This window comes from Coprobacillus sp. (assembly GCF_984815275.1).
This window is the reverse complement of record NZ_CFJNYH010000039.1, coordinates 1-19,660: the sequence shown is the minus strand read 5'-3', so window position 1 is coordinate 19,660 and position 19,660 is coordinate 1. Positions and strand designations below refer to the sequence as shown.

The following is a 19,660-nucleotide window of genomic DNA, read 5'->3' as shown; positions in this document are numbered from 1 at the left end:
TCCTTATCTTATAAGATTTCATTTTGATGTTGAGTATGACTCGCACTTACTTTCCTTGAGCATACCTTAATCTATTGTTTATTTATACAGATAATCCATTGATTGCTTTCTTTGCTACATTTATATCTCAATTATGCATTGAATGACATTGTGGACAAGGCAAACACAGCCAAAGATCTTTTTGTGTATTAGTTTCAAAAAGACATCATGAATAACTTACAGACATCCCTCAAAGTTTCGGTATTTATGCTCATTTCTATAAATCAAATGAGAGTTGTCTTTCTATATAACTTTCTTGCTTGGCTAAGCTTATCACATCGTCAGAATGAATATGACCAATGAGTAATGGTGACGATGGATCGTGTCTTTTATATTTCTCTTGTACCAACTGTTTGTCTTCATTAGCATAGCAATAGATGCAGCCATGTAAACATGTATCATACTCACCAATATCACGACTTGGATAACAATGACATCCCTGCCTTAAAGGTTGCGATTTCAACTCTTTTAATGGATATCCTGTCACATCTTTTAGTATTTGACGGGTAATGCACCCTTCATGAGTGATTCCATATTCACTTAAATCTAATTTTTCAGCACATGTCTTGATATGAATTCCCCTTTGAGCAGCAATTTTTGCAAAGGCTTCTGCTAAATATTGCTGTTCATTCAATGAGACTTCCTGAATACCAGGAAAATTCTTTTTTGTTTTTTCATAAAGGTCAATAAAACTTATAACACATTCATGTGTATATCCCTCTAGTTGTTTTGTGATAATATCAAAAGTTTGAATATGCTTTTCTATCGTATAATATTGATTTATGAAAATAGGATCATAACGAAAACTTACACTATGGCTTCCTAAGCTTAAAGAGAGTTCTTGAATATCATAAATAACATCTTGAAAAGATGGAACATGAGGTTCAATCTCTTTTTCATAAGGGGTTATTGTTACAAAGAAATAAGGGTGATAATCTTTTAACAATTTTAATCTGGATAACATTGGATGTGGATTTTTGGTACAAAAAACAATACTATCTACAACTTCAGGATTAAGTATATATTTGGTAATTTGGTTTGGATAATAAGGATTCCTCACATAGACATATCCAGCTTTAAGACGTTGGAAAAACCAATCACTAAAGTAAGCTGGTATATCTGTTCTTGAACTTGCATTTATAATCATAAATCAAAAGAAAGTCATACAATGTATGACTTATTTTCCAGATGGGAAGAATTGAGCAAGACTACCCGCAATTGCAGAGATTGGCATTGTCTGTAAAACAACATGTCCTGGACCTGTCACGACTGTATTAAAGAATCCTTCTCCACCAAACATCTTATTTTTTAATCCTGGAACTGATTGTGTAGTCATGGTACAAGTGGCATCCATCACAGCTACATATCCTGTATCTACAACAATCTTTTGTCCAGGTGCCAAATCATATTCAACTGTTGCACCATCGATTTCAACAAAAACGGTTCCTTTTCCAGAAAGTTTATTCATAATAAAACCTTCTCCTCCAAAAATACCTGTCATGGCTTTTTTATTAAAGAAGATTGTTCTTTCAACAGTTGGTTCACTCGCTAAGTATGAAGATTTTTGAATAACAATTTCTTTACCTGGTTCAATATCATATTTTCTAATTTCACCTGGGAAAGATGATGAAAAAGCAATTTTACCATCTGCATTAGCAGTATATGAATTCAAAAACATTGTTTCGCCAGAAAACATTCTCCCAAAAGCTTTTCCAATTCCACCATTGCTTGTTGTTCCCATTTCCATACATGGATCCATCCAAGCCATAGCACCACTATCACTTAGCATAACATCACCCTTTTTTAGATAACAAATAACGACTGGAAGGGGAACTCCCTTAATTTCATATTCCATATTTTATTCCTCCTATACTTTCATTTTACATGATATTCAAATAAATGAGAATTATTTTTGATTATTTATTTCAAGATTCCTTTTAATAATAATTCTCCTGCTTCTTTATTAGAAGCTAATGGAACATTGTGAACATCACATAGTCTCATTAGTGCACTTACATCTGGTTCATGTGGTTGAGCAGTTAAAGGATCTCTAAAGAAAATAACAAGATTGATTTTCCCCTCAGCGACATATGCTCCAATCTGTTGATCTCCACCATAAGGTCCAGATAAAAAACGATGGACTTTTAATTGCGTATTTTCCATAATACGCAATCCTGTTGTTCCAGTTGTATAAAGCAGATGTTCTTTTAGGATATCTTCATGTTTCTTTGCGAACTCAATCATTTCTGATTTCTTTTCATCATGTGCAATTAATGCTATATTCATTATAAATCACCTCATTAAACATTATATAAGAAAAAAAGCTCTAATGAAATCATTAAAGCTATAAAATATATTTTTCAATAAATTTACCAATACCATCATGATTATTATCATCCGTGATATAATCAGCAACACTTTTGGTTTTTTCGCTGCCGTTAGCCATGACAACACCAACTCCAGCATTCAATGTCATATCGTAATCATTATCTGCATCACCAAATATACATAATTCTTTCATTGAAAATCCATGCATCGCCATGACTTCTTCTAAACCATGGGTCTTTGTCACTCTTGGATCCATGTATTCATAAAGGACGCTGGCAGTTTTTAAAGACGATGATTTGTATTGATCATTTGAGAAAGTTTCACTTCTCTCAATCACTTTATCCATGTATTCAGGATCACAAATAATAATCAATTTTGGTTTAGGTTCTTTTAGGAACTCTTGAAAATCAACAACCTGATAAGGAACTTTATCAGCAGTTGCTAACATCTGAATATGACGGTCATCTCGAGGAGCAAATAATATACCTTCATAAGGAATCGCAAAATTCACATCCATATCTTCAAAATGTTTAATAATATCTTGAATAAGTGCTCCTGCTAAAGGATAACTTGACTTTTCTACATTCATTACATAATCATAGATTTCAGCACCACCTGTTCCCACAATAGAATCAACCAAACCATCTATTCCCCATGTTTTTAGTAATGTTTGTACACTATTAACATCTCTTCCTGTTGATAATCCAAACAAAATCCCTTTTTCTCTGACTCTTTTAATCATTTCTATAGTGAATGGTGAAACCACACCATCATCTGTTAATAATGTACCATCCACATCACACATAATTGCTTTTATATTTTTCATATACTACTCCTAAATATAATATTTTTGATAATAATAAATTCTTAAAATATCAAACAACAGCATAATTTGATAATTAAACTGAATACCATCAAATTTACCTGGAACTTGAATAACATAATCTGCACATATATTTTCAAAATTTCGATACTTCACATTTTGTGTCATCAATACAATATTTGCATCACAAATATTCAAATCTTTATTTTCCTTTATATAAGCATCCAAAGTTCTACCTGTCGCACTTATAAACATAACAAGATCTTCTTCTTGAAAACGAAAATCTTTATCAAAATGATGAAATTCAATAACTTCTTTACCAAAAGTAATAAAATCTGTCTGAAAATCAACTGCAATACTCATTGGATATAAAGCCCCAATAATAATGACACGACGATGTTTAAAAATATATTCACAAATTGTTTCTAGAGTTTGCACCAGTTCATCGCGTGAATAAGATATATCTAACTGCTCTAACATCTGTTCTGCTGATGTTCCAAGCATTCTTGCACGAATTTGTGAGATACGTAACATATAATCGGCCAATAATTGTTCTTGGAAATCTTCATATGTATGAAAACCTAAGTGGACACAAAAGTCTAAAACCTCTGCTTCACTAAATTGACCTTCTTTCATTAACCGCTCTAAAGAATAATCTTCCATATCAACATAATGACGAACAATGAACAAACCAATTTGATACATATGGTCATTATCTAAACAACCATTTAAATATTTAAGTATTCTAGAAATAACAATATCCATAGTCTTCCTCCCTATCCCAATGTCTCCTGTATCATAATTAAAGCCTGTTGATAATTACTTGTTGCAAAAACAGAAGCATCTATACTCATAATATAACATTCCTTATGGCAGATTGCTTTTATTTTAGGCTCTAAATATGATGTTTGTGGTGCTAATATAATCATATCATATTTTGAGTAAACTTGCTCTATAGAATAGATGGGAACGACTTCAAAAGAATATGGCAGATGTAACATCTGACTTAATTCTTGAATTCTTTCTACAAAGACTGAAGATGTAATGCCACAACTACAACTCATCCCAATACGTTTAGGTTGCTGACTATACATTAATTGATTTATAAAATCTTGTATAAATTTCTTTGTTGATGCAAGATTAATAATTCTAAAATGAAGATAAAACGTAATATCACCATCTTTATTAACAATCGTTTCTTCAATAATATGATGATTTGTCCAAAAATAAATATCCCCTTTCAATTCATCACTGATAAAAACAAGCTTATTAGGATCATTTTGATCAATATGAAAGTGAATACCACTTTTTTTATAGGTATTCTGATTCATAACAATCCATTGATAAACAATACTCTCATAAATCTCAATAAAGAATTGATCCATAAAAAAGCCCCCTCTATTCAAGAATAAACTTTTCAATTAACTCTGCTACGACACCTTCATTATGATTCGCTTGAGTTGTATAATCACAAACAGCTTTAATATCATCAATTGCATTTCCTGCAGCAACTGATAAACCAGCAACTTTCAACATATCTAAATCATTATAATGATCACCAACTGCAATTGTTGCTTCAATAGGTATTTGAAGAATCTCTGCTAAATCAATAAGTCCTTGACCTTTGTTAACACCAATTTTATTCATTTCTAGATAACGTCCTGATGAATAACTCGCAGATATTTGTTTATCAAATATAGCAATCATTTGTTTTTCTAATGCTTCTAAATATGGAATATCCGTTGATTGATAAAGCACTTTGATAATATGAAAATCTTTCATAAAATCTATGTTATCTTCTTCTAGAACTGTATATTTGAATTTTTGACCATCTACTCTTTTCCTTTCATCATCATTTAAATGATAAAGATAAACGCCTTCTAATGTATGCATTTGTATACAGACATCTTTATCCACTCCAAATTCAAAAAGTTCCTTTGCCTTTTGAAAAGTAAGTTTCTCACATTTGAGTAATCGATGATTCTTATTTTCTGAAATAATCCCACCATTTGCAGACAATACATATTCATCTGTCTGATTTGCTAAACCTAGCATCTCTAAAACATCTTCAACAGCAGTATATAATCTTCCTGTTGCAGGAACAAACTTAACCCCTATCTCTTTTGCTTTTTGAATAAGATCTATGTTCCTTTGACAGATTGTATGTTGACTATTTAATAAAGTTTCATCTAAATCACATGCGATTAATTGATATTTCATAAATTTCCTCCTATATGTTTTCATTATATTCTTTTTTAAGAATGACACCTTGTTTTTTTCTCAATTAGATATTTATTTTCTCATTATAAAACTTTATAAATCTATTATATCTTATTTATACTAAACCATATAGTCATTCATCTCATCTGACAAGTATTTTTCAATATATATTTATATATTTCATTTTTATTGACAAAAAAATAACAAAGAGTTTATTCTTAGATAAGAACAAACTCTTTTTATACTCCTTTTAAAAAAATTTCTTTTTCTTAAACCAAAAAACAAGTGATACAACAACTATTATACTTACACCTATAACTGTAATATATCCATATGGTGCCCTAAGTTCTGGCATATTGGTAAAATTCATTCCATACCAGCCAGCAATGAGAGTTAAAGGCATAAATATAGTCGTGACCACAGTAAAAAACTGCATTGTCTTATTGAGCTTATAATCTAATTTAGATTGATGAGCTTCATTTGCCTGATTTAATAATTCTCTTAACATTTGAACATTATCAGCAAAACGTTCTATTCGCCTTGTAAAGATTTCAAAATAACGCATATCATCTTCTTCAAAAACATGGTGATGATTCATTTGCAATTCTTCACCTATAATAACAAGATTATCATAATAAGTGCGAAGCAATAACAATTCTTTATTTAATTGTCTTAAACTGTTTGTAAATGTTAAAGACTTTTCTTCATCATCTTGGCTTTCCAACTCTTCTATTTCTTCTTGTAATTCTTCAATATATTCATAATCTTTAGAAATCAATTCACTTAAAAAATAATAAACCAATCGCGTAATAGAAACACCACGCTCTAAAACATAGTCACTTGATGATTGAAAAACTTCGCTAATATGTTTATCTTCATCATCTAAAACAACAACTAAAAAAAGATTTTTAAATATGAAAAACGCTAGTGAATCTTTTTTAACAAAAACATCTCTCGCATTAATTAAATTAATTAATCCATAATAATAAGTATTATGTGGAATAATAATATTTTGATTTAATGATGATGTTTCCTCACATCTCCTAATAGATCTTTGAGAAATTCCAAAATAATGATGACAATCCTTTAATTCATCTAATGTCATCATTCCTATATACATATGTTCATTCTCAATGTTTTGAATAGATACCGCTTGTTTTTCATGGTCTACTTGATAAATCATATACTCCCTCCTAAACAAAAATAGAGGATACACTATCCCCTATTTCTTAGAATCAATTAAATCTAAAAGATCTTGCACTGTTGAAATTTTCAACAACTCTTCATCTTGAAATTCAACGCCAATTTCTTCTTCCAATTCAAAAACCAAGTCAACTAAATCTAAAGAATCAATTCCTAATTCTTTAAATGAAGATTCCTTCATTAATTCTTTCCCTTTTAATTTACTACTTAGTCTATCCTTAATCTTGTCAAAATAATCCATTCATATTCACCTCTTGTCCATATTATATCTATTTTCTTCACAAATAACAACATTTACATGAATGCTTCTTTATTTATTAAAACATATTTTAAATTTAATGCTGATATATCATCATTATACTCATAAAACTGATTATCCAGTTCATCAAATAACCATGTCACTTCAGAATAATCAAGACTCCCTAATTCTTCAATTCTAGATTCTCTATCCTCAGGAACAACGCCTTCTTTAAAGAGACCGTTTCCTTTATCTAAAATCAATGCAGTGTGGGTCGCTCCAATTGCAGTTAATGCTTCAACTGTTTCATTAGCAAAGTTTCCAGCATTGTTTTCATAATAATGGTGAATTCCACCATTATTCATTTCAAGACTAAATGTTTGACAAAGATAAAAAACTCTTTCAATACCATTAAGCTCATTTATGAAATCACCATTTTCACACTTTTCACAAATGACATTATACAAATCTTCAACAAGATTAACAGTATTTTTACGGGCAACAATCTTACTTGCCTGCAATGTCACATTATCTAAAGCATCTTCATAAGTAGCCATTCTATCGTCCCCATTTCTTATTACTATTTTACACTTTCTCATCACAAATGTATAGTTTATCTTTTGTTTTATAAATATGAATAAAGATTATTAGAAAGCTGGATTTGTAATTTCATATACAGGATATGCTCTATCAAAATGATAATCTAATTTTTCAGCAAGAGCCAATGATATTTTATTATGAGTATCTCAACTTGGATACAAATTTCTATTTTAATTCCATCATTATAATATGTGTAAGAAGATGCCCTTGCAATCACTTCTCCATGATCAAGAGTGACGACACCTCATCCGTGTTTTAAATAATCTTCATCACTCTCAAATTGTGAACATAAATCATGAAAAGGATGATAAAATTTGTTGACATAAATTTGCATCTATATTTTTTATTTCATATGATTGATTCAATTGTTGAACAATATATTCCAAATACTCCCTATCAAATATGTTTCCCTCTTTTAACAAAACATATCTATTTTTTAATGGCTTGATTCCCGTAAACTTCTTTAATTAAGCTTGACCATTCTTCAGTTTGTGGTACAGCAATGCTGAAATCACAATGAATGTTTCAAACCAATTCTATATTTAGAATACTAGCATAATAAACAAAATCAGCAACTACAATTTGGACAGACTTGGGATTATCATTTTCATTCACATAACACTCTCCCATACATCCCTGTAAATAAGAATAAATAAGTGTTGCTCGCCATCGAGCAAATAATAACGAAACATTTTCAGGACTCTGACATAACTCCATAATTCTACCACCCTTCTTTGCTTTATTAAATAACATTTAAAAAGTTATCTCTAATTGAATAGAAATACTTTCTTTTCTATTGTATAGAACAACTTAATTTTACATTAAGTCATTGATATGTATTTTCTCTGATAACAATGGTTATAAAGTCGTCATTGATGTGATTGTTCTTTAAAATCATAAGATTATTCGTTATAATAAAGACATGGAAAATCAAATATTAAAAATACTAACAAATCATCAAGGTCATTACATTTCCGGACAAGACATCAGTGAAAAACTTCATGTCTCACGGATGACAATATCTACCTATATAAAAGGTTTAAAAGAGAAAGGCTATCAAATAGAAACATCTACAAAAAAAGGATATTGCTTAACACAAAATAATGACATTATATTTATTGATGATATCAAAAAACAACTTCATCCTTTTTATCAAAACATTGACTATTTTGATGAAATTGAGTCAACAAATCAGCATATGAAATCACATGCTTATCAGCAAGGAGACATCATTATTGCTGATTCTCAAACAAATGGAAAAGGAAGAAATGGAAGATCATTTTACTCACCAAAGCAAAAAGGTATTTATCTTTCCTTTATGCTAAAACCTACTCTTTCTATTTATGATTCTTTAAAAATCACTGCCTGTTGTGCAGTTGCAGCAATAAAAGCTATTCAAAAAAACTATCCATTATCACCACAGATCAAATGGGTTAATGATATTATGATCAATGATTTCAAAGTTGCAGGTATACTATGTGAGGCAACAATAGATATGAATACCGCACAAATAGAAACTATGATTGTAGGTATTGGCATCAATGTTCATCATGACCCTATGCCTGCTGATTTACAGCATATTGCAGGATGTTTAGAAGATTTCTGTGACAAACAAGCGCAGCGACAAAAAATCATCATAGATTTTTTAAATATCTTCTATGATGATTATACAAAACTTTCTTATTTATCTTTTTTAGATGACTATCGTCGATACTCATATGTTCTTCATCAGGACATAACTGTTTATGAAAATAATACATCTTATCCTGCTTATGTCTCATCAATTAATGATGATGCAAGTTTAACATTGCTTGTTGATGGCAAACAAAAGATTTTAAAATCTGGTGAAGTAAGTATTCGTAAAACTAATCACCAACAGCACACATAATTTCACCAACAACAGCAATTTGATCCTCAACCTTGGCTTCAATGGCGGCAAAATAGATTCCGCCTTTTTCTTTTGTTAAAGTTACTTTCATAGTTAAGACATCACCTGGAATGACTTGCTTTTTAAATCTTGCTTTATTGATACCAGCAAAATATCCAATCTTCCCTTTATTTTCTGCTTTAGAAAGAAGCAGTACACATCCAGTTTGAGCAAGTGCTTCAATAATAAGTACTCCTGGCATGACATGTTTATCTGGAAAATGTCCTAAAAACTGCATTTCGTTAGCTGTTACACATTTTCTGCCAATAATTGTTTTCCCATCCTCACTGATACTCTCAATACAATCAACTAACAAAAATGGGTAACGATGAGGAATGATCTGTTGAATTTCATTAGAATTATATAACATCTTTTATTCCTCCCACTTCTTAAAAATTAATGAAGCATTATGACCACCAAATCCAAGTGAATTATTCATAGCATAATGAATATCTTTGACTTTAGCATCATTCGCAATAATATCTAAATCACATTCTTCATCTTTTTCTTGATAATGAATTGTAGCTGGTAAATATCCATCCTGTAATGCTTTTATACAAATAACTGACTCTAATGCCCCACTTGCACCCAACAAATGTCCAGTATACGATTTTGTAGAAGATATACTCACATTTTGAGCACTTTCTAAAAAAGCATATTTAACTGCTGCTGTTTCTGTTTTATCATTTAATGGTGTACTTGTTCCATGGGCATTAATATAGTCAATATCTTTAGGTTTTAAAGATGCATCACGCATAGCTGCAAGCATTGCTTTTCCACCACCGCTACCATCATCTAATGGAGCTGTGATGTGATGAGCGTCACAAGTTGCTCCATAGCCAACAACTTCACCATAAATTTTGGCTCCACGTTTTTTGGCATGTTCTAAATCTTCTAAGACAAGAACTGCTGCACCTTCCCCCATAACAAAGCCACTTCTGTCTTTATCAAAAGGAATAGAGGCACGATTTTTATCTTCACCTGTATGCAGGGCTTTCATAGAAGCAAATCCTGCAACAGCTAATGGTGTAATTGAAGCTTCACTTCCGCCAGCTATCATCACATCTTCATAACCATCTCTAATTTTATGAAACGCTTCTCCAATCGCATTTGTCCCAGCTGCACAAGCAGTCACAACTGAAGAAACATGTCCTTTTGCCCCTAAATCAATCGCAACACTACCCGCTGCCAGATTAATAAGAGTCATAGGAATGAAATAGGGAGACACCTTAGAGGGTCCTCTATTCATTAAAGATTGTTCAGCTTTTTCAATTGACTCAACACCACCAATACCTGAACCAATAATCACACCAAAACGATCTTGATTAATATTTTCTAAATTCAAATGAGCATCTTCAATAGCCTGCTTGGCAACAATTCTAGCAAATTGTGTAAATCGATCATTAAACTTCAACTCTCTTTTGGTAAAATACAGTTCCATATCTAATTCTTTCACTTCACCAGCAAGTTTGACCTTATAATCTGTTGTATCAAAATGAGTAATCGTATCAATTCCACAAACTTGATCTTGAATACTTTTCCATGTTTGTTCTACTGTATTTCCAATTGGTGAAACAGCACCCATTCCAGTGATAACAACTCTTCTTTTTTCCATCATGAACTCCTCCTTACATCACCATACCGCCATCAACATTGATGACTTGGCCAGTAATATATTTCGCATCTGAACTGGCTAAAAAGTAAGCCAGATTTGCAACATCTTCTGCTTCTCCCATTGCTTGTAATGGAATATTTTTTAAGATATTTTCTTTCATTGTTTCATTTAAAACATCTGTCATATCAGTCTCAATAAAACCTGGTGCAATCGCATTGACACGTATATGTCTTGGTGCCAACTCTTTTGCAACTGTTTTTGTGAGAGCTATCACACCTGCTTTACTTGCTGCATAATTGGCTTGACCAGGATTTCCAATTAACCCTATAACACTTGCCATATTAATGATAACACCTGATCTTTGTTTCATCATAATACGCGATACAGCTTTTATTGAATGAAAAGTCCCTTTTAAATTCACATCAATAACATCCATGAACGTTTCAGTATTCATCTTTAATAAAAGGTTATCTTTTGTAATCCCTGAATTATTCACAAGAACATCAATCCGTCCATAATTCTCATTGACAGCTTTCATCATAGCATCCATTTCTTCAAAATGAGAGACATCAGCCTGATAAAGCATAGCATCAACTCCTAGTGCCATACATTCCTGTCTCACTTTATTCGCTTTTTCTTCATTTCCACGATAATTAATCACAACACGATACCCTTCTTTAGCAAACTTCAAAGCAATAGCTTTCCCAATACCACGACTTGCACCCGTAATTACTGCAACTTTATTCATCTTTTAACGCTCCTAACATTTTGTTTAAGCTTTCTATACTATCAACACTATAAACTGGAATATTTCTATCTGTCTTTTTCACAAATGCACTTAATGCTTTTCCAGGACCTATTTCAATAAAAGCTTCTACACCTTGTCCAATCATATATTGTAATGATTGATAGAAATAAACACTTGATTTGATTTGTTTTGTTAATATATCAATAAGATTCCCATTTTCTTCTTGTCCAGAAATATTATAAACAACTGGTATTTCAGGTACATTTAAATCATATTTCCCTAATTCTATTTTTAATTTTTGTGAAGCTGCTTCCAATAGCGGTGAATGAAATGCCCCTGATACCTTTAATGGAATCACTCGCTTTGCTCCAGCCTCTTTTAATTTTTCAGAAGCGACTTCAATAGCTTCTTTATAACCTGTAATCGCAATTTGGCCTGGACAATTATAATTGGCAATTGTCACCCCATCAATATCTTCAATCACTTCTTGAATCTTTTTGGCTTCCATAGCTAAAACAGCAGCCATAGATGTTGTTTTAGCTGGTAAAGCTTCACTCATAATTTGACCTCTAGCTCTAACAATTTTAACGGCATCACTTATACTCATTGCATTTGCATAAGCTAAGGCTGAATATTCCCCCAAAGATAATCCAGCAACATAATCTGGTTTGATCCCATGTGCTTCTACAACTTTAGCAATTGCAAGTGATGTTGTCAGTATACATGGCTGCGCATAAGATGTTTCATTTAAAATATCTTCTGGTCCTTCAAAGCATACCTTCTTGACATCAATATCAATATATGCCTGATCATAAACAGCTTTGGCTTCTGGGAAATGATCATAAAGTTCTTTTCCCATTCCAACATACTGAGCCCCTTGACCAGCAAATATAAATCCTATTTTCATAAATTGTCCTCCATTTCCTGCATCAACTCTTGAATCAATTCATGAACATGTTTCATGCAATGAATATCAGCCGCCTGTGTTCCAACAAAGACCAAACCATTATTGACATTTCCTGAAACACTTTGAATTAAAGCTTCACTAATACAATAAGGTGTATCACTTGGATTGCAAGGAATCATACAATCCAAACAGCTTTTCATACAAACATTTCCACGATTTCTTGTTTTCTTAACAAATTCATTGACAATGGCACGACCAGGAAAGCCAGTTGGACTTTTCACAAGTTCAATATCTTCTTTCGTTGCATTGATAACCATATCTTTAAATTCTTGAGATGCATCACATTCATAAGTGGCAATAAATGGTGTTGCAATTTGAACACCGCTTGCTCCTCTTTTGATAAACTCAGCTATTTTCTTTCCACAATCAATTCCACCAGCAACAAAGATAGGTATTGATTTTTTAAATTTTTCTTGAAAAGGAGCGAGTTCTTTTTTGACATCTTCTAAAATATCTTCAAGTTTTTGACAAGTTCCAGCTAATAAATCTTCTTTTTTAAAGCCAAGATGTCCACCTGCTTTACTTCCTTCAATAACCACAAAATCCGGTGTATACTGATAACGTTTTTCCCATACTTTCGCAATCAATCTGGCCGCCTTTCCACTTGAAACAATGGGAGCAAGCAAGGCTTTTCCTTTTGCGTACTTTGGTAAATCTAATGGCAGTCCTGCACCGGAGATAATCGCATCACAGCCACCTTCAACAGATGCTTTGACCAATTCTTCATAGCCATTTCCTGCAACCATAATATTGACCCCAATCAGTCCCTTACCTTCAGCAATCTCCTTAGCACGTTGAATATGATACTTGATAGCACGACAACTCGTTGCTGTTGGGTCTTTTCTAAAACCTTCAAAATTATAACCTGGATGAGCAGCACTGATGACACCCATACCACCACATTTGGCAACATTTCCTGCCAATGAAGAAAGCGATACACCAACCCCCATACCACCTTGGATAAGAGGAATATTTAAAAATTTATCTTGTATTTGAATCATTTAGATTTCCTCCATCACTTTTGATAATGATTGATAAACTGCTTCTGTTGATTCCATCATTTCATTTAAAATTTGCTGCATAGGTTTCTTCTCTTGAATCATTCCAGCAATCTGTCCCATCATGACTGAGCCTGTTTTCACATCACCATCATGAACAGCTTTTCTCAAACCACCTAATGTCAATTTTTCTAATTCTTCACGACTTTCAATATGACTTTCTAATTTCAGATATTCTCTTGTCATTTGATTTTTAAGACTACGGACAGGTGTATTGACACTTTTTCCAGTCACAACTGTATCTGTATCTTTTGCTTTTATGACTGCTTCTTTATAATTCTCGTGAATTGGACATTCATCAGCAACCAATAAACATGTTCCTACCTGAACACCACAAGCGCCTAATGCAAATGCTGCAATCATCCCACGACCATCTGCAATACCACCTGCTGCAATGACTGGAATATTCACAGCATCAACAACTTGAGGAACCAAAGCCATTGTTGTCATTTCACCAACATGACCGCCTGATTCGCCACCTTCAACAATCAAAGCATCGGCTCCAGCACGTTCCATTCTCTTCGCAAGTCCAACACTTGGCACAACTGGAAAGACTTTAATTCCTGCTTCTTTAAATTTCGCCATATATGCTCCTGGATTTCCTGCACCTGTTGTGACAACTGGAACCCCTTCTTCAATAATGACATCAACAATTTCACTTGCATATGGATTCATCAACATAATATTAACTCCAAATGGTTGATTTGTTAATTGCTTACACTTTTGAATTTCAATACGTGTTTGTTCTGCTGACAAAGATCCAGTCGCAATAATACCTAAACCACCACACTGAGAAACACAAGCTGCAAACTCAGCTGTTGCAATATTTGCCATAGCCCCTTGAATAATGGGATATTTAATATTTAATAATTTATTTAACACAATCTTCTCCTCCTACTTGATCAATCAATGTTGCTCCATAAGTTAAACCAGATCCAAATCCTACCAAGATAACTCGCTTACAATCTTTCATCAATCCTTTTTCACAGGCTTCTGCATAAGCAATAGGAATACTTGCTGCTGATGTATTTCCATAATCTTGTAAATTCATATAGAATTTAGAAATATCAATCTTCATTCTTTTTGCAACATGATTAATAATACGATAATTGGCTTGATGAGGAATAATCAAGTCTATATCTTCAATTGTTAAATGTGCTTGCTCAAGGACATTTTCAATGGACTCTTTTAAAACTCTCACAGCAAATCTAAAAACATCATTTCCTTGCATTGTTAAAAAACCAACCGTTGGTAACTGATTTTGTAAATGATGAACCAGAGGAAGACCCTCAGTTTTTAAAACACCATCTAAATCTCCTTCACTATTGGCATAATGATATAATTGTGACTGTCCTTTCGTCACAATCATTGCACCAGCTCCATCTCCAAATAAAACACAAGTACTACGATCATCCCAATTGATAATCTTACTTAAAGTTTCACTTCCAATCACCAAAATATGCTCATAACGATTTAACAAATCGCAAGCTAATTGAAAAGCATATAAGAAACCACTGCATGCTGCATTCAAGTCAAATGCCAATATTGGATAATCATTTAAACCTAGTTTTGCTTGAACCAAACAAGCTGTTGATGGTGTCATACTATCAGGTGTCATTGTTGCAACAATAATGACTTGGATATCTTCTTTTTGAAGACCAGCATTCTCAATAGCATGCAATGATGCACGGACAGCTAAATCACTGGTATTTTCAGTTTCACTTATATAACGACTTGTTATTCCTGTTCTTTGAACAATCCATTCATCGTTTGTTTCGACTCTTTTTTCTAAATCAAAGTTTGTTACTTTCTGACTCCCTCTAGCCAAACCACTTCCTAATATTTTGATACGATTCATGACATTCTTCCCATCTGACGAAATTTCTCATAACGTTTTTCTAACATATCTTTTTCTTTCATCGTTTTTAATCTTTTGAATTCATCCCATAAATAGCGATCTAAATCATGGAGAACAAGTTTGAGATCATTTTGCATTCCACCAGTTGGCTCTTTCACTAAATAATCAACAATACCTTTATGATATAAGTCATAAGATGTTAATTTCATGACTTCAGCAGCTTCTTGAGAACGCGTTTCATCTTTCCATAAGATACTGGCAAAACCTTCTGGTGAGAGAACAGAATAAACTGCATTTTCTAACATACAAATGCGATCAGCAACACTGAGTGCCAATGCTCCTCCACTGCCACCTTCTGAAAGCACAACACAAATAACTGGTGTTTTTATATCAGAAAAAGTATATAAACATTCTGCAATGGCTTGCGCCTGTCCACGCTCTTCCGCTTCAATTCCTGGATAGGCTCCTGCTGTATCAACAAAAGTAATAATAGGTCGATGAAATTTTTCTGCCTGTTTTGCTAAACGTAAAGCTTTACGATATCCTTCTGGATTACACATCCCAAAATTTCTATCTAAATTTTCTTGTAAAGTTTTACCTTTAGCTTGAGCAATAACAGTTACAGGCATATCATGGAAATAACCGATACCACCAATAATAGCCTGATCATCTCCATAATAACGATCACCATGCAACTCATAAAAATCATGGAACAGTCCTTCAATAAAATCACTCGCTTTTGGTCGTGAGGGATGTCTTGCAAGACAAACACGATCCCAAGCTGTGAGATTATCATAAGTTGCTTTTATCAATTCATCAATTTCATTTGTAAGTAAATCATATTCTTCTCCAGCCTCTAATGTGATTAAATGAGCTTGGAGTTCTTTTATTTTTCTTTCGTTATCTATGAGGCTCATAACTTCCCTCCATGCATTCTCAACAAGTCAGAGAATACTTTCTTTAAATCTTTTCTTTCAACAATCATATCTAAAAAACCTTTTTCTAACAGAAACTCTGCAGTTTGGAATCCTTCAGGCAATTCTTGTTTTAAAGTATCTTGAATCACACGTTTTCCTGCAAAACCAATTAAAGCATTTGGCTCTGAAATAATAATATCTCCAAGCATTGCAAAACTCGCACTCACGCCACCTGTTGTCGGATGGGTTAACAAAGTGATATAAAAACCTCCGAGATTTGAAAATCGTTTTAATGCACTGCTGACTTTTGCCATTTGCATCAATGAATCTATACCTTCTTGCATACGTGCTCCACCGCTTGTACAACTAATAATCAGTGGTAATTTTTTTCTAGCTGCCAATTCAACACCTTTACAAATCTTTTCACCAACAACTTTGCCCATGCTCCCCATCATAAAATGAGAATCCATGATACATAGGACAACTTTTTGACTGTCTATTTGACCAATCCCTACAATAACAGCTTCATTCATACCCGTTGTCATCTTTGCTTTATGCAGTTTTTGATCATAGCCAGGAAAATTTTCTATATTGGATGATGTGTCTTTTTCAAAATATTCTCGCCAACTTCCATCATCTACTAGGTCTCTAATTCTTTGTCTTGCACTAATTTTCATATGATGACCACATTTTGGACAAACATAATCATTCTCTACTAGTGAGAAATAAGGAAGTGATTCATGACAGGCATCACATTGTTTAAAGATATTATCTGGGACCTCTTTTTTCTCTTTGGGTTTGTGTCTCTTTAACCAAGCTGAAAATTCTTTTAATTCTTGGTTTCTCTTTTTAAACAATTGATCCATTATCTTTCAACTCCTTTATAAACTTTTCACAGAATCCCGTATCATAACTTCCATCAATAAAATCCTTAGAATGTAAAACATAATAATGAAACTCTGTATTTGTTGAAATACCATCTATAATCACTTCACTTAATGCTGCTCGCATTTTCTTAATACATTCAAGACGAGTAGGTGCAAAAGTAATCAATTTGAGAATCATTGAATCATAATATGGTGAAATTTCACATCCATTATACATGGCACTATCCACACGTACTCCTCTCCCTCCAGGTAAATGCATAAAAGATATCTTACCAGGTGTAGGTGCAAAATCTCTTTTCATATCTTCAGCATTAATACGACATTCCAATGCATAGCCATTTTGTTGAATATCCTCTTGTTGGTAAGGCATCTTTAACCCTTCTGCCATCTTTAACTGTAATTTGATTAAATCTATACCACAAATCATTTCAGTAATGGGATGTTCAACTTGAATTCTTGTATTCATTTCCATGAAATAATAATTTCCATGTTTATCTAAAAGAAATTCAATCGTTCCAACACTGTTATAACCAACATGATGACAAGCCTTCAATGCATCTTCAAATAATTTTTCTCTTACATTTTTCTTAAGTATATGACATGGGGCTTCTTCAATCATTTTTTGATGACGTCTTTGAAATGAGCAATCACGTTCAAATAAATGAATCACATGTCCATATTGATCTCCAACCACTTGAACTTCAATATGTTTCGGATTTTCAATATATTTTTCTAGATAAACTTCATCATCTCCAAAACATGCTTTTGCTTCTGATTTGGCATTCTGATATTGTTTTTCAAACTCTTCCTTATTTTGAATAATACGCATACCACGACCACCACCGCCATTACTAGCTTTAATCATAACAGGATAACCTAAATCCACAGCAATATTTTGACCATGTTCGACAGAATCAATAATTTCCTTAGACCCTGGAATAACTGGAACACCTGCTTCTTTCATGAGTTTTCTCGCTTCTGCTTTATTCCCAAGCATATCAATAATCTCTGGCGATGGTCCAACCCAAATGAGTCCACATTGGATAATCAATCTTGCAAACTGACTATTTTCACTCAAGAATCCAAACCCAGGATGAATTGCATCACACCCTGTATTACATGCTGCCTGAATAATCGCATTCATATTTAAATAGGAATCATTGGCTAATGGTCCACCAATACAAACAGCTTCATCTGCTAATTGAACATGTAATGATGATTTATCTGCTGTTGAATAGACTGCTACAGTTTGAATTCCCATTTCCTTACATGTTCTGATAATACGAACAGCAATTTCACCACGATTCGCAATTAATAATTTTTCAATCATGAACTCACCTTACCCTATCATCATTAAAACTTGATCATATTCAACAGTTTCCCCATCATTGACATTAATAGATAAAACAGTTCCACCAGTTGTTGCTTTAATTTCATTCATAACTTTCATGGCTTCAATAATACAAATTGTATCACCTACATTCACATGATCACCAACTTTAACAAATGGACTTTGATTGCTACCGCTTGCTTGATAGTATGTTCCTACTAAAGGACTTTTCATTGGTGTTCCTTGCATTTGCGGTTCTTTGGTTTCAGTTTCATGATAGATAGGTGCTGTTTTGACTTTTCTCACAACTTCTACAGGTTCCATTTCTTTTTCTAATGTAATATGCATGTCTCCATCAGTAAGATCCATTTTAGATATTTGACTTTCTTCAAACATCTTTATGATTGATTTTATTTTTTCAGTATCCATATATAACTTTCCTCCTTAGAAAAATAAGCTAAGATAACTTAGCTTATTGTTTAGATTCAATTAATTTCACAATATCTTCAACACTGACTAAAGCAGCTAATTCCTCATCAGAAATTTCTACATCAAATTCTGTTTCTAAATCTAAAGATAATTCAACAGCAGCTAATGAATCAATTCCTAAATCATCTTTTAGATTAGACTCTAATTTAATGTCTCCTCCATCAATATTTAATGATTCTACTAATGCATCCTTCACTTGTTCAAACATTTATATTTCCTCCTATATTTTTATTTACTTAAAACTTTTTAATTTATTACTTCAACTTTTTGAAGTAATGCCAGTATATACCTCTTTTCTATGTTTGTAAATACTTTTTGCGAAATTTATTTAAAAAATTTTATATATATTTTTTTAAGTATTAATCACAATTGTTTAAGCATACAGACATATTTTATCGTCTCTCCTTTATGTA

General features: G+C 32.6%; 24 protein-coding genes. 1 reads left to right on the top strand and 23 read right to left on the bottom strand.

Features of this window, described 5'->3' with window-relative positions:
- Positions 1–256: 256 nt before the first annotated feature.
- From AC5M21_RS12835 to AC5M21_RS12785, 11 genes are all read right to left on the bottom strand, one after another.
- On the bottom strand, positions 257–1,186 hold the full coding sequence (locus AC5M21_RS12835) for a DUF1848 domain-containing protein (RefSeq protein WP_493531503.1): 930 nt from the start codon (positions 1,184–1,186) through the stop codon (positions 257–259).
- A 30-nt stretch (positions 1,187–1,216) separates the two neighbouring features.
- A complete protein-coding gene (locus AC5M21_RS12830) occupies positions 1,217–1,894 on the bottom strand; it encodes a TIGR00266 family protein (protein ID WP_008788312.1) in 678 nt (225 codons plus the stop codon).
- Between the two features lie 65 nt (positions 1,895–1,959).
- Positions 1,960–2,325, bottom strand: a complete 366-nt coding sequence (locus tag AC5M21_RS12825) for a methylglyoxal synthase (protein ID WP_008788311.1) — start codon at positions 2,323–2,325, stop codon at positions 1,960–1,962.
- A 58-nt stretch (positions 2,326–2,383) separates the two neighbouring features.
- Positions 2,384–3,193 (bottom strand): Cof-type HAD-IIB family hydrolase, encoded by an 810-nt coding sequence (locus AC5M21_RS12820; protein ID WP_008788310.1) that lies wholly within the window; start codon positions 3,191–3,193, stop codon positions 2,384–2,386.
- A 9-nt stretch (positions 3,194–3,202) separates the two neighbouring features.
- Entirely contained in the window at positions 3,203–3,955 is a 753-nt protein-coding gene (locus tag AC5M21_RS12815) for a MurR/RpiR family transcriptional regulator (RefSeq protein WP_008788309.1), read from the bottom strand.
- 11 nt (positions 3,956–3,966) lie between these two features.
- Positions 3,967–4,575 (bottom strand): PTS sugar transporter subunit IIB, encoded by a 609-nt coding sequence (locus tag AC5M21_RS12810; RefSeq protein ID WP_008788308.1) that lies wholly within the window; start codon positions 4,573–4,575, stop codon positions 3,967–3,969.
- A gap of 13 nt (positions 4,576–4,588) precedes the next feature.
- The gene (locus AC5M21_RS12805) at positions 4,589–5,410 is read right to left on the bottom strand and encodes a Cof-type HAD-IIB family hydrolase (protein WP_008788307.1); all 822 of its coding nucleotides are present in this window, start codon (positions 5,408–5,410) and stop codon (positions 4,589–4,591) included.
- Between the two features lie 250 nt (positions 5,411–5,660).
- Entirely contained in the window at positions 5,661–6,593 is a 933-nt protein-coding gene (locus AC5M21_RS12800) for a magnesium transporter CorA family protein (RefSeq protein ID WP_008788306.1), read from the bottom strand.
- 39 nt (positions 6,594–6,632) lie between these two features.
- A complete protein-coding gene (locus AC5M21_RS12795) occupies positions 6,633–6,854 on the bottom strand; it encodes an acyl carrier protein (RefSeq protein WP_008788305.1) in 222 nt (73 codons plus the stop codon).
- Positions 6,855–6,907: 53 nt separating this feature from the next.
- A complete protein-coding gene (locus AC5M21_RS12790; RefSeq protein ID WP_008788304.1) occupies positions 6,908–7,408 on the bottom strand; it encodes a DMP19 family protein in 501 nt (166 codons plus the stop codon).
- Between the two features lie 568 nt (positions 7,409–7,976).
- Positions 7,977–8,168, bottom strand: coding sequence for a GNAT family N-acetyltransferase (locus AC5M21_RS12785; RefSeq protein ID WP_008788303.1), 192 nt, complete (start codon positions 8,166–8,168; stop codon positions 7,977–7,979).
- A gap of 205 nt (positions 8,169–8,373) precedes the next feature.
- On the opposite strand from AC5M21_RS12785, the gene AC5M21_RS12780 reads away from it, so the two are divergent.
- Positions 8,374–9,339, top strand: coding sequence for a biotin--[acetyl-CoA-carboxylase] ligase (locus tag AC5M21_RS12780; RefSeq protein WP_008788302.1), 966 nt, complete (start codon positions 8,374–8,376; stop codon positions 9,337–9,339).
- Here the strand turns inward: AC5M21_RS12780 and fabZ are convergent.
- The 12 genes from fabZ to AC5M21_RS12720 are packed head-to-tail and all read right to left on the bottom strand — an operon-like array spanning position 9,317 to position 19,455.
- Entirely contained in the window at positions 9,317–9,748 is a 432-nt protein-coding gene (gene fabZ, locus AC5M21_RS12775) for a 3-hydroxyacyl-ACP dehydratase FabZ (protein ID WP_008788301.1), read from the bottom strand. The genes AC5M21_RS12780 and fabZ overlap by 23 nt on opposite strands.
- A gap of 3 nt (positions 9,749–9,751) precedes the next feature.
- Positions 9,752–10,993 carry a beta-ketoacyl-ACP synthase II gene (gene fabF / locus AC5M21_RS12770; RefSeq protein WP_017144157.1) on the bottom strand — a complete coding sequence of 414 codons (1,242 nt, stop codon included), beginning with the start codon at positions 10,991–10,993 and terminating at the stop codon, positions 9,752–9,754.
- 13 nt (positions 10,994–11,006) lie between these two features.
- Positions 11,007–11,741 (bottom strand): 3-oxoacyl-[acyl-carrier-protein] reductase, encoded by a 735-nt coding sequence (gene fabG, locus AC5M21_RS12765; RefSeq protein ID WP_008788299.1) that lies wholly within the window; start codon positions 11,739–11,741, stop codon positions 11,007–11,009.
- Positions 11,734–12,648 carry an ACP S-malonyltransferase gene (fabD, locus tag AC5M21_RS12760; protein ID WP_008788298.1) on the bottom strand — a complete coding sequence of 305 codons (915 nt, stop codon included), beginning with the start codon at positions 12,646–12,648 and terminating at the stop codon, positions 11,734–11,736. The genes fabG and fabD overlap by 8 nt, the downstream gene beginning before the upstream one ends.
- Positions 12,645–13,709 carry an NAD(P)H-dependent flavin oxidoreductase gene (locus tag AC5M21_RS12755; RefSeq protein ID WP_008788297.1) on the bottom strand — a complete coding sequence of 355 codons (1,065 nt, stop codon included), beginning with the start codon at positions 13,707–13,709 and terminating at the stop codon, positions 12,645–12,647. The genes fabD and AC5M21_RS12755 overlap by 4 nt, the downstream gene beginning before the upstream one ends.
- Positions 13,710–14,651 (bottom strand): enoyl-[acyl-carrier-protein] reductase FabK, encoded by a 942-nt coding sequence (fabK, locus tag AC5M21_RS12750; RefSeq protein WP_029158251.1) that lies wholly within the window; start codon positions 14,649–14,651, stop codon positions 13,710–13,712.
- Positions 14,638–15,624: a beta-ketoacyl-ACP synthase III gene (locus AC5M21_RS12745; RefSeq protein ID WP_008788295.1), complete on the bottom strand. Its 987-nt coding sequence runs from the start codon at positions 15,622–15,624 to the stop codon at positions 14,638–14,640. The genes fabK and AC5M21_RS12745 overlap by 14 nt, the downstream gene beginning before the upstream one ends.
- Positions 15,621–16,541, bottom strand: coding sequence for an acetyl-CoA carboxylase carboxyltransferase subunit alpha (locus tag AC5M21_RS12740; RefSeq protein WP_008788294.1), 921 nt, complete (start codon positions 16,539–16,541; stop codon positions 15,621–15,623). The genes AC5M21_RS12745 and AC5M21_RS12740 overlap by 4 nt, the downstream gene beginning before the upstream one ends.
- Positions 16,538–17,407 (bottom strand): acetyl-CoA carboxylase, carboxyltransferase subunit beta, encoded by an 870-nt coding sequence (accD, locus tag AC5M21_RS12735; protein WP_008788293.1) that lies wholly within the window; start codon positions 17,405–17,407, stop codon positions 16,538–16,540. Before accD ends, AC5M21_RS12740 begins: the two co-directional genes overlap by 4 nt.
- Entirely contained in the window at positions 17,391–18,758 is a 1,368-nt protein-coding gene (gene accC, locus AC5M21_RS12730; protein ID WP_008788292.1) for an acetyl-CoA carboxylase biotin carboxylase subunit, read from the bottom strand. The genes accD and accC overlap by 17 nt, the downstream gene beginning before the upstream one ends.
- Positions 18,759–18,767: 9 nt before the next feature.
- Positions 18,768–19,187, bottom strand: coding sequence for an acetyl-CoA carboxylase biotin carboxyl carrier protein (accB, locus tag AC5M21_RS12725; RefSeq protein ID WP_008788291.1), 420 nt, complete (start codon positions 19,185–19,187; stop codon positions 18,768–18,770).
- A gap of 43 nt (positions 19,188–19,230) precedes the next feature.
- A complete protein-coding gene (locus AC5M21_RS12720; protein WP_008788290.1) occupies positions 19,231–19,455 on the bottom strand; it encodes an acyl carrier protein in 225 nt (74 codons plus the stop codon).
- Positions 19,456–19,660: the final 205 nt, after the last annotated feature.

What these genes read in the sequence shown, in the direction of transcription:
- fabD (WP_008788298.1), bottom strand. Translation starts at nt 12,648, where the DNA reads ATGAAAATAGGATTTATATTTGCTGGTCAAGGGGCTCAGTATGTTGGA.
- fabZ (WP_008788301.1), bottom strand. Translation starts at nt 9,748, where the DNA reads ATGTTATATAATTCTAATGAAATTCAACAGATCATTCCTCATCGTTAC.
- fabF (WP_017144157.1), bottom strand. Translation starts at nt 10,993, where the DNA reads ATGGAAAAAAGAAGAGTTGTTATCACTGGAATGGGTGCTGTTTCACCA.
- AC5M21_RS12820 (WP_008788310.1), bottom strand. Translation starts at nt 3,193, where the DNA reads ATGAAAAATATAAAAGCAATTATGTGTGATGTGGATGGTACATTATTA.
- AC5M21_RS12800 (WP_008788306.1), bottom strand. Translation starts at nt 6,593, where the DNA reads ATGATTTATCAAGTAGACCATGAAAAACAAGCGGTATCTATTCAAAAC.
- AC5M21_RS12830 (WP_008788312.1), bottom strand. Translation starts at nt 1,894, where the DNA reads ATGGAATATGAAATTAAGGGAGTTCCCCTTCCAGTCGTTATTTGTTAT.
- AC5M21_RS12825 (WP_008788311.1), bottom strand. Translation starts at nt 2,325, where the DNA reads ATGAATATAGCATTAATTGCACATGATGAAAAGAAATCAGAAATGATT.
- AC5M21_RS12755 (WP_008788297.1), bottom strand. Translation starts at nt 13,709, where the DNA reads ATGATTCAAATACAAGATAAATTTTTAAATATTCCTCTTATCCAAGGT.
- AC5M21_RS12835 (WP_493531503.1), bottom strand. Translation starts at nt 1,186, where the DNA reads ATGATTATAAATGCAAGTTCAAGAACAGATATACCAGCTTACTTTAGT.
- AC5M21_RS12795 (WP_008788305.1), bottom strand. Translation starts at nt 6,854, where the DNA reads ATGGATTATTTTGACAAGATTAAGGATAGACTAAGTAGTAAATTAAAA.
- AC5M21_RS12745 (WP_008788295.1), bottom strand. Translation starts at nt 15,624, where the DNA reads ATGAATCGTATCAAAATATTAGGAAGTGGTTTGGCTAGAGGGAGTCAG.
- AC5M21_RS12740 (WP_008788294.1), bottom strand. Translation starts at nt 16,541, where the DNA reads ATGAGCCTCATAGATAACGAAAGAAAAATAAAAGAACTCCAAGCTCAT.
- AC5M21_RS12785 (WP_008788303.1), bottom strand. Translation starts at nt 8,168, where the DNA reads ATGGAGTTATGTCAGAGTCCTGAAAATGTTTCGTTATTATTTGCTCGA.
- AC5M21_RS12815 (WP_008788309.1), bottom strand. Translation starts at nt 3,955, where the DNA reads ATGGATATTGTTATTTCTAGAATACTTAAATATTTAAATGGTTGTTTA.
- AC5M21_RS12810 (WP_008788308.1), bottom strand. Translation starts at nt 4,575, where the DNA reads ATGGATCAATTCTTTATTGAGATTTATGAGAGTATTGTTTATCAATGG.
- AC5M21_RS12790 (WP_008788304.1), bottom strand. Translation starts at nt 7,408, where the DNA reads ATGGCTACTTATGAAGATGCTTTAGATAATGTGACATTGCAGGCAAGT.
- accB (WP_008788291.1), bottom strand. Translation starts at nt 19,187, where the DNA reads ATGGATACTGAAAAAATAAAATCAATCATAAAGATGTTTGAAGAAAGT.
- AC5M21_RS12780 (WP_008788302.1), top strand. Translation starts at nt 8,374, where the DNA reads ATGGAAAATCAAATATTAAAAATACTAACAAATCATCAAGGTCATTAC.
- accD (WP_008788293.1), bottom strand. Translation starts at nt 17,407, where the DNA reads ATGGATCAATTGTTTAAAAAGAGAAACCAAGAATTAAAAGAATTTTCA.
- AC5M21_RS12720 (WP_008788290.1), bottom strand. Translation starts at nt 19,455, where the DNA reads ATGTTTGAACAAGTGAAGGATGCATTAGTAGAATCATTAAATATTGAT.
- accC (WP_008788292.1), bottom strand. Translation starts at nt 18,758, where the DNA reads ATGATTGAAAAATTATTAATTGCGAATCGTGGTGAAATTGCTGTTCGT.
- AC5M21_RS12805 (WP_008788307.1), bottom strand. Translation starts at nt 5,410, where the DNA reads ATGAAATATCAATTAATCGCATGTGATTTAGATGAAACTTTATTAAAT.
- fabG (WP_008788299.1), bottom strand. Translation starts at nt 11,741, where the DNA reads ATGAATAAAGTTGCAGTAATTACGGGTGCAAGTCGTGGTATTGGGAAA.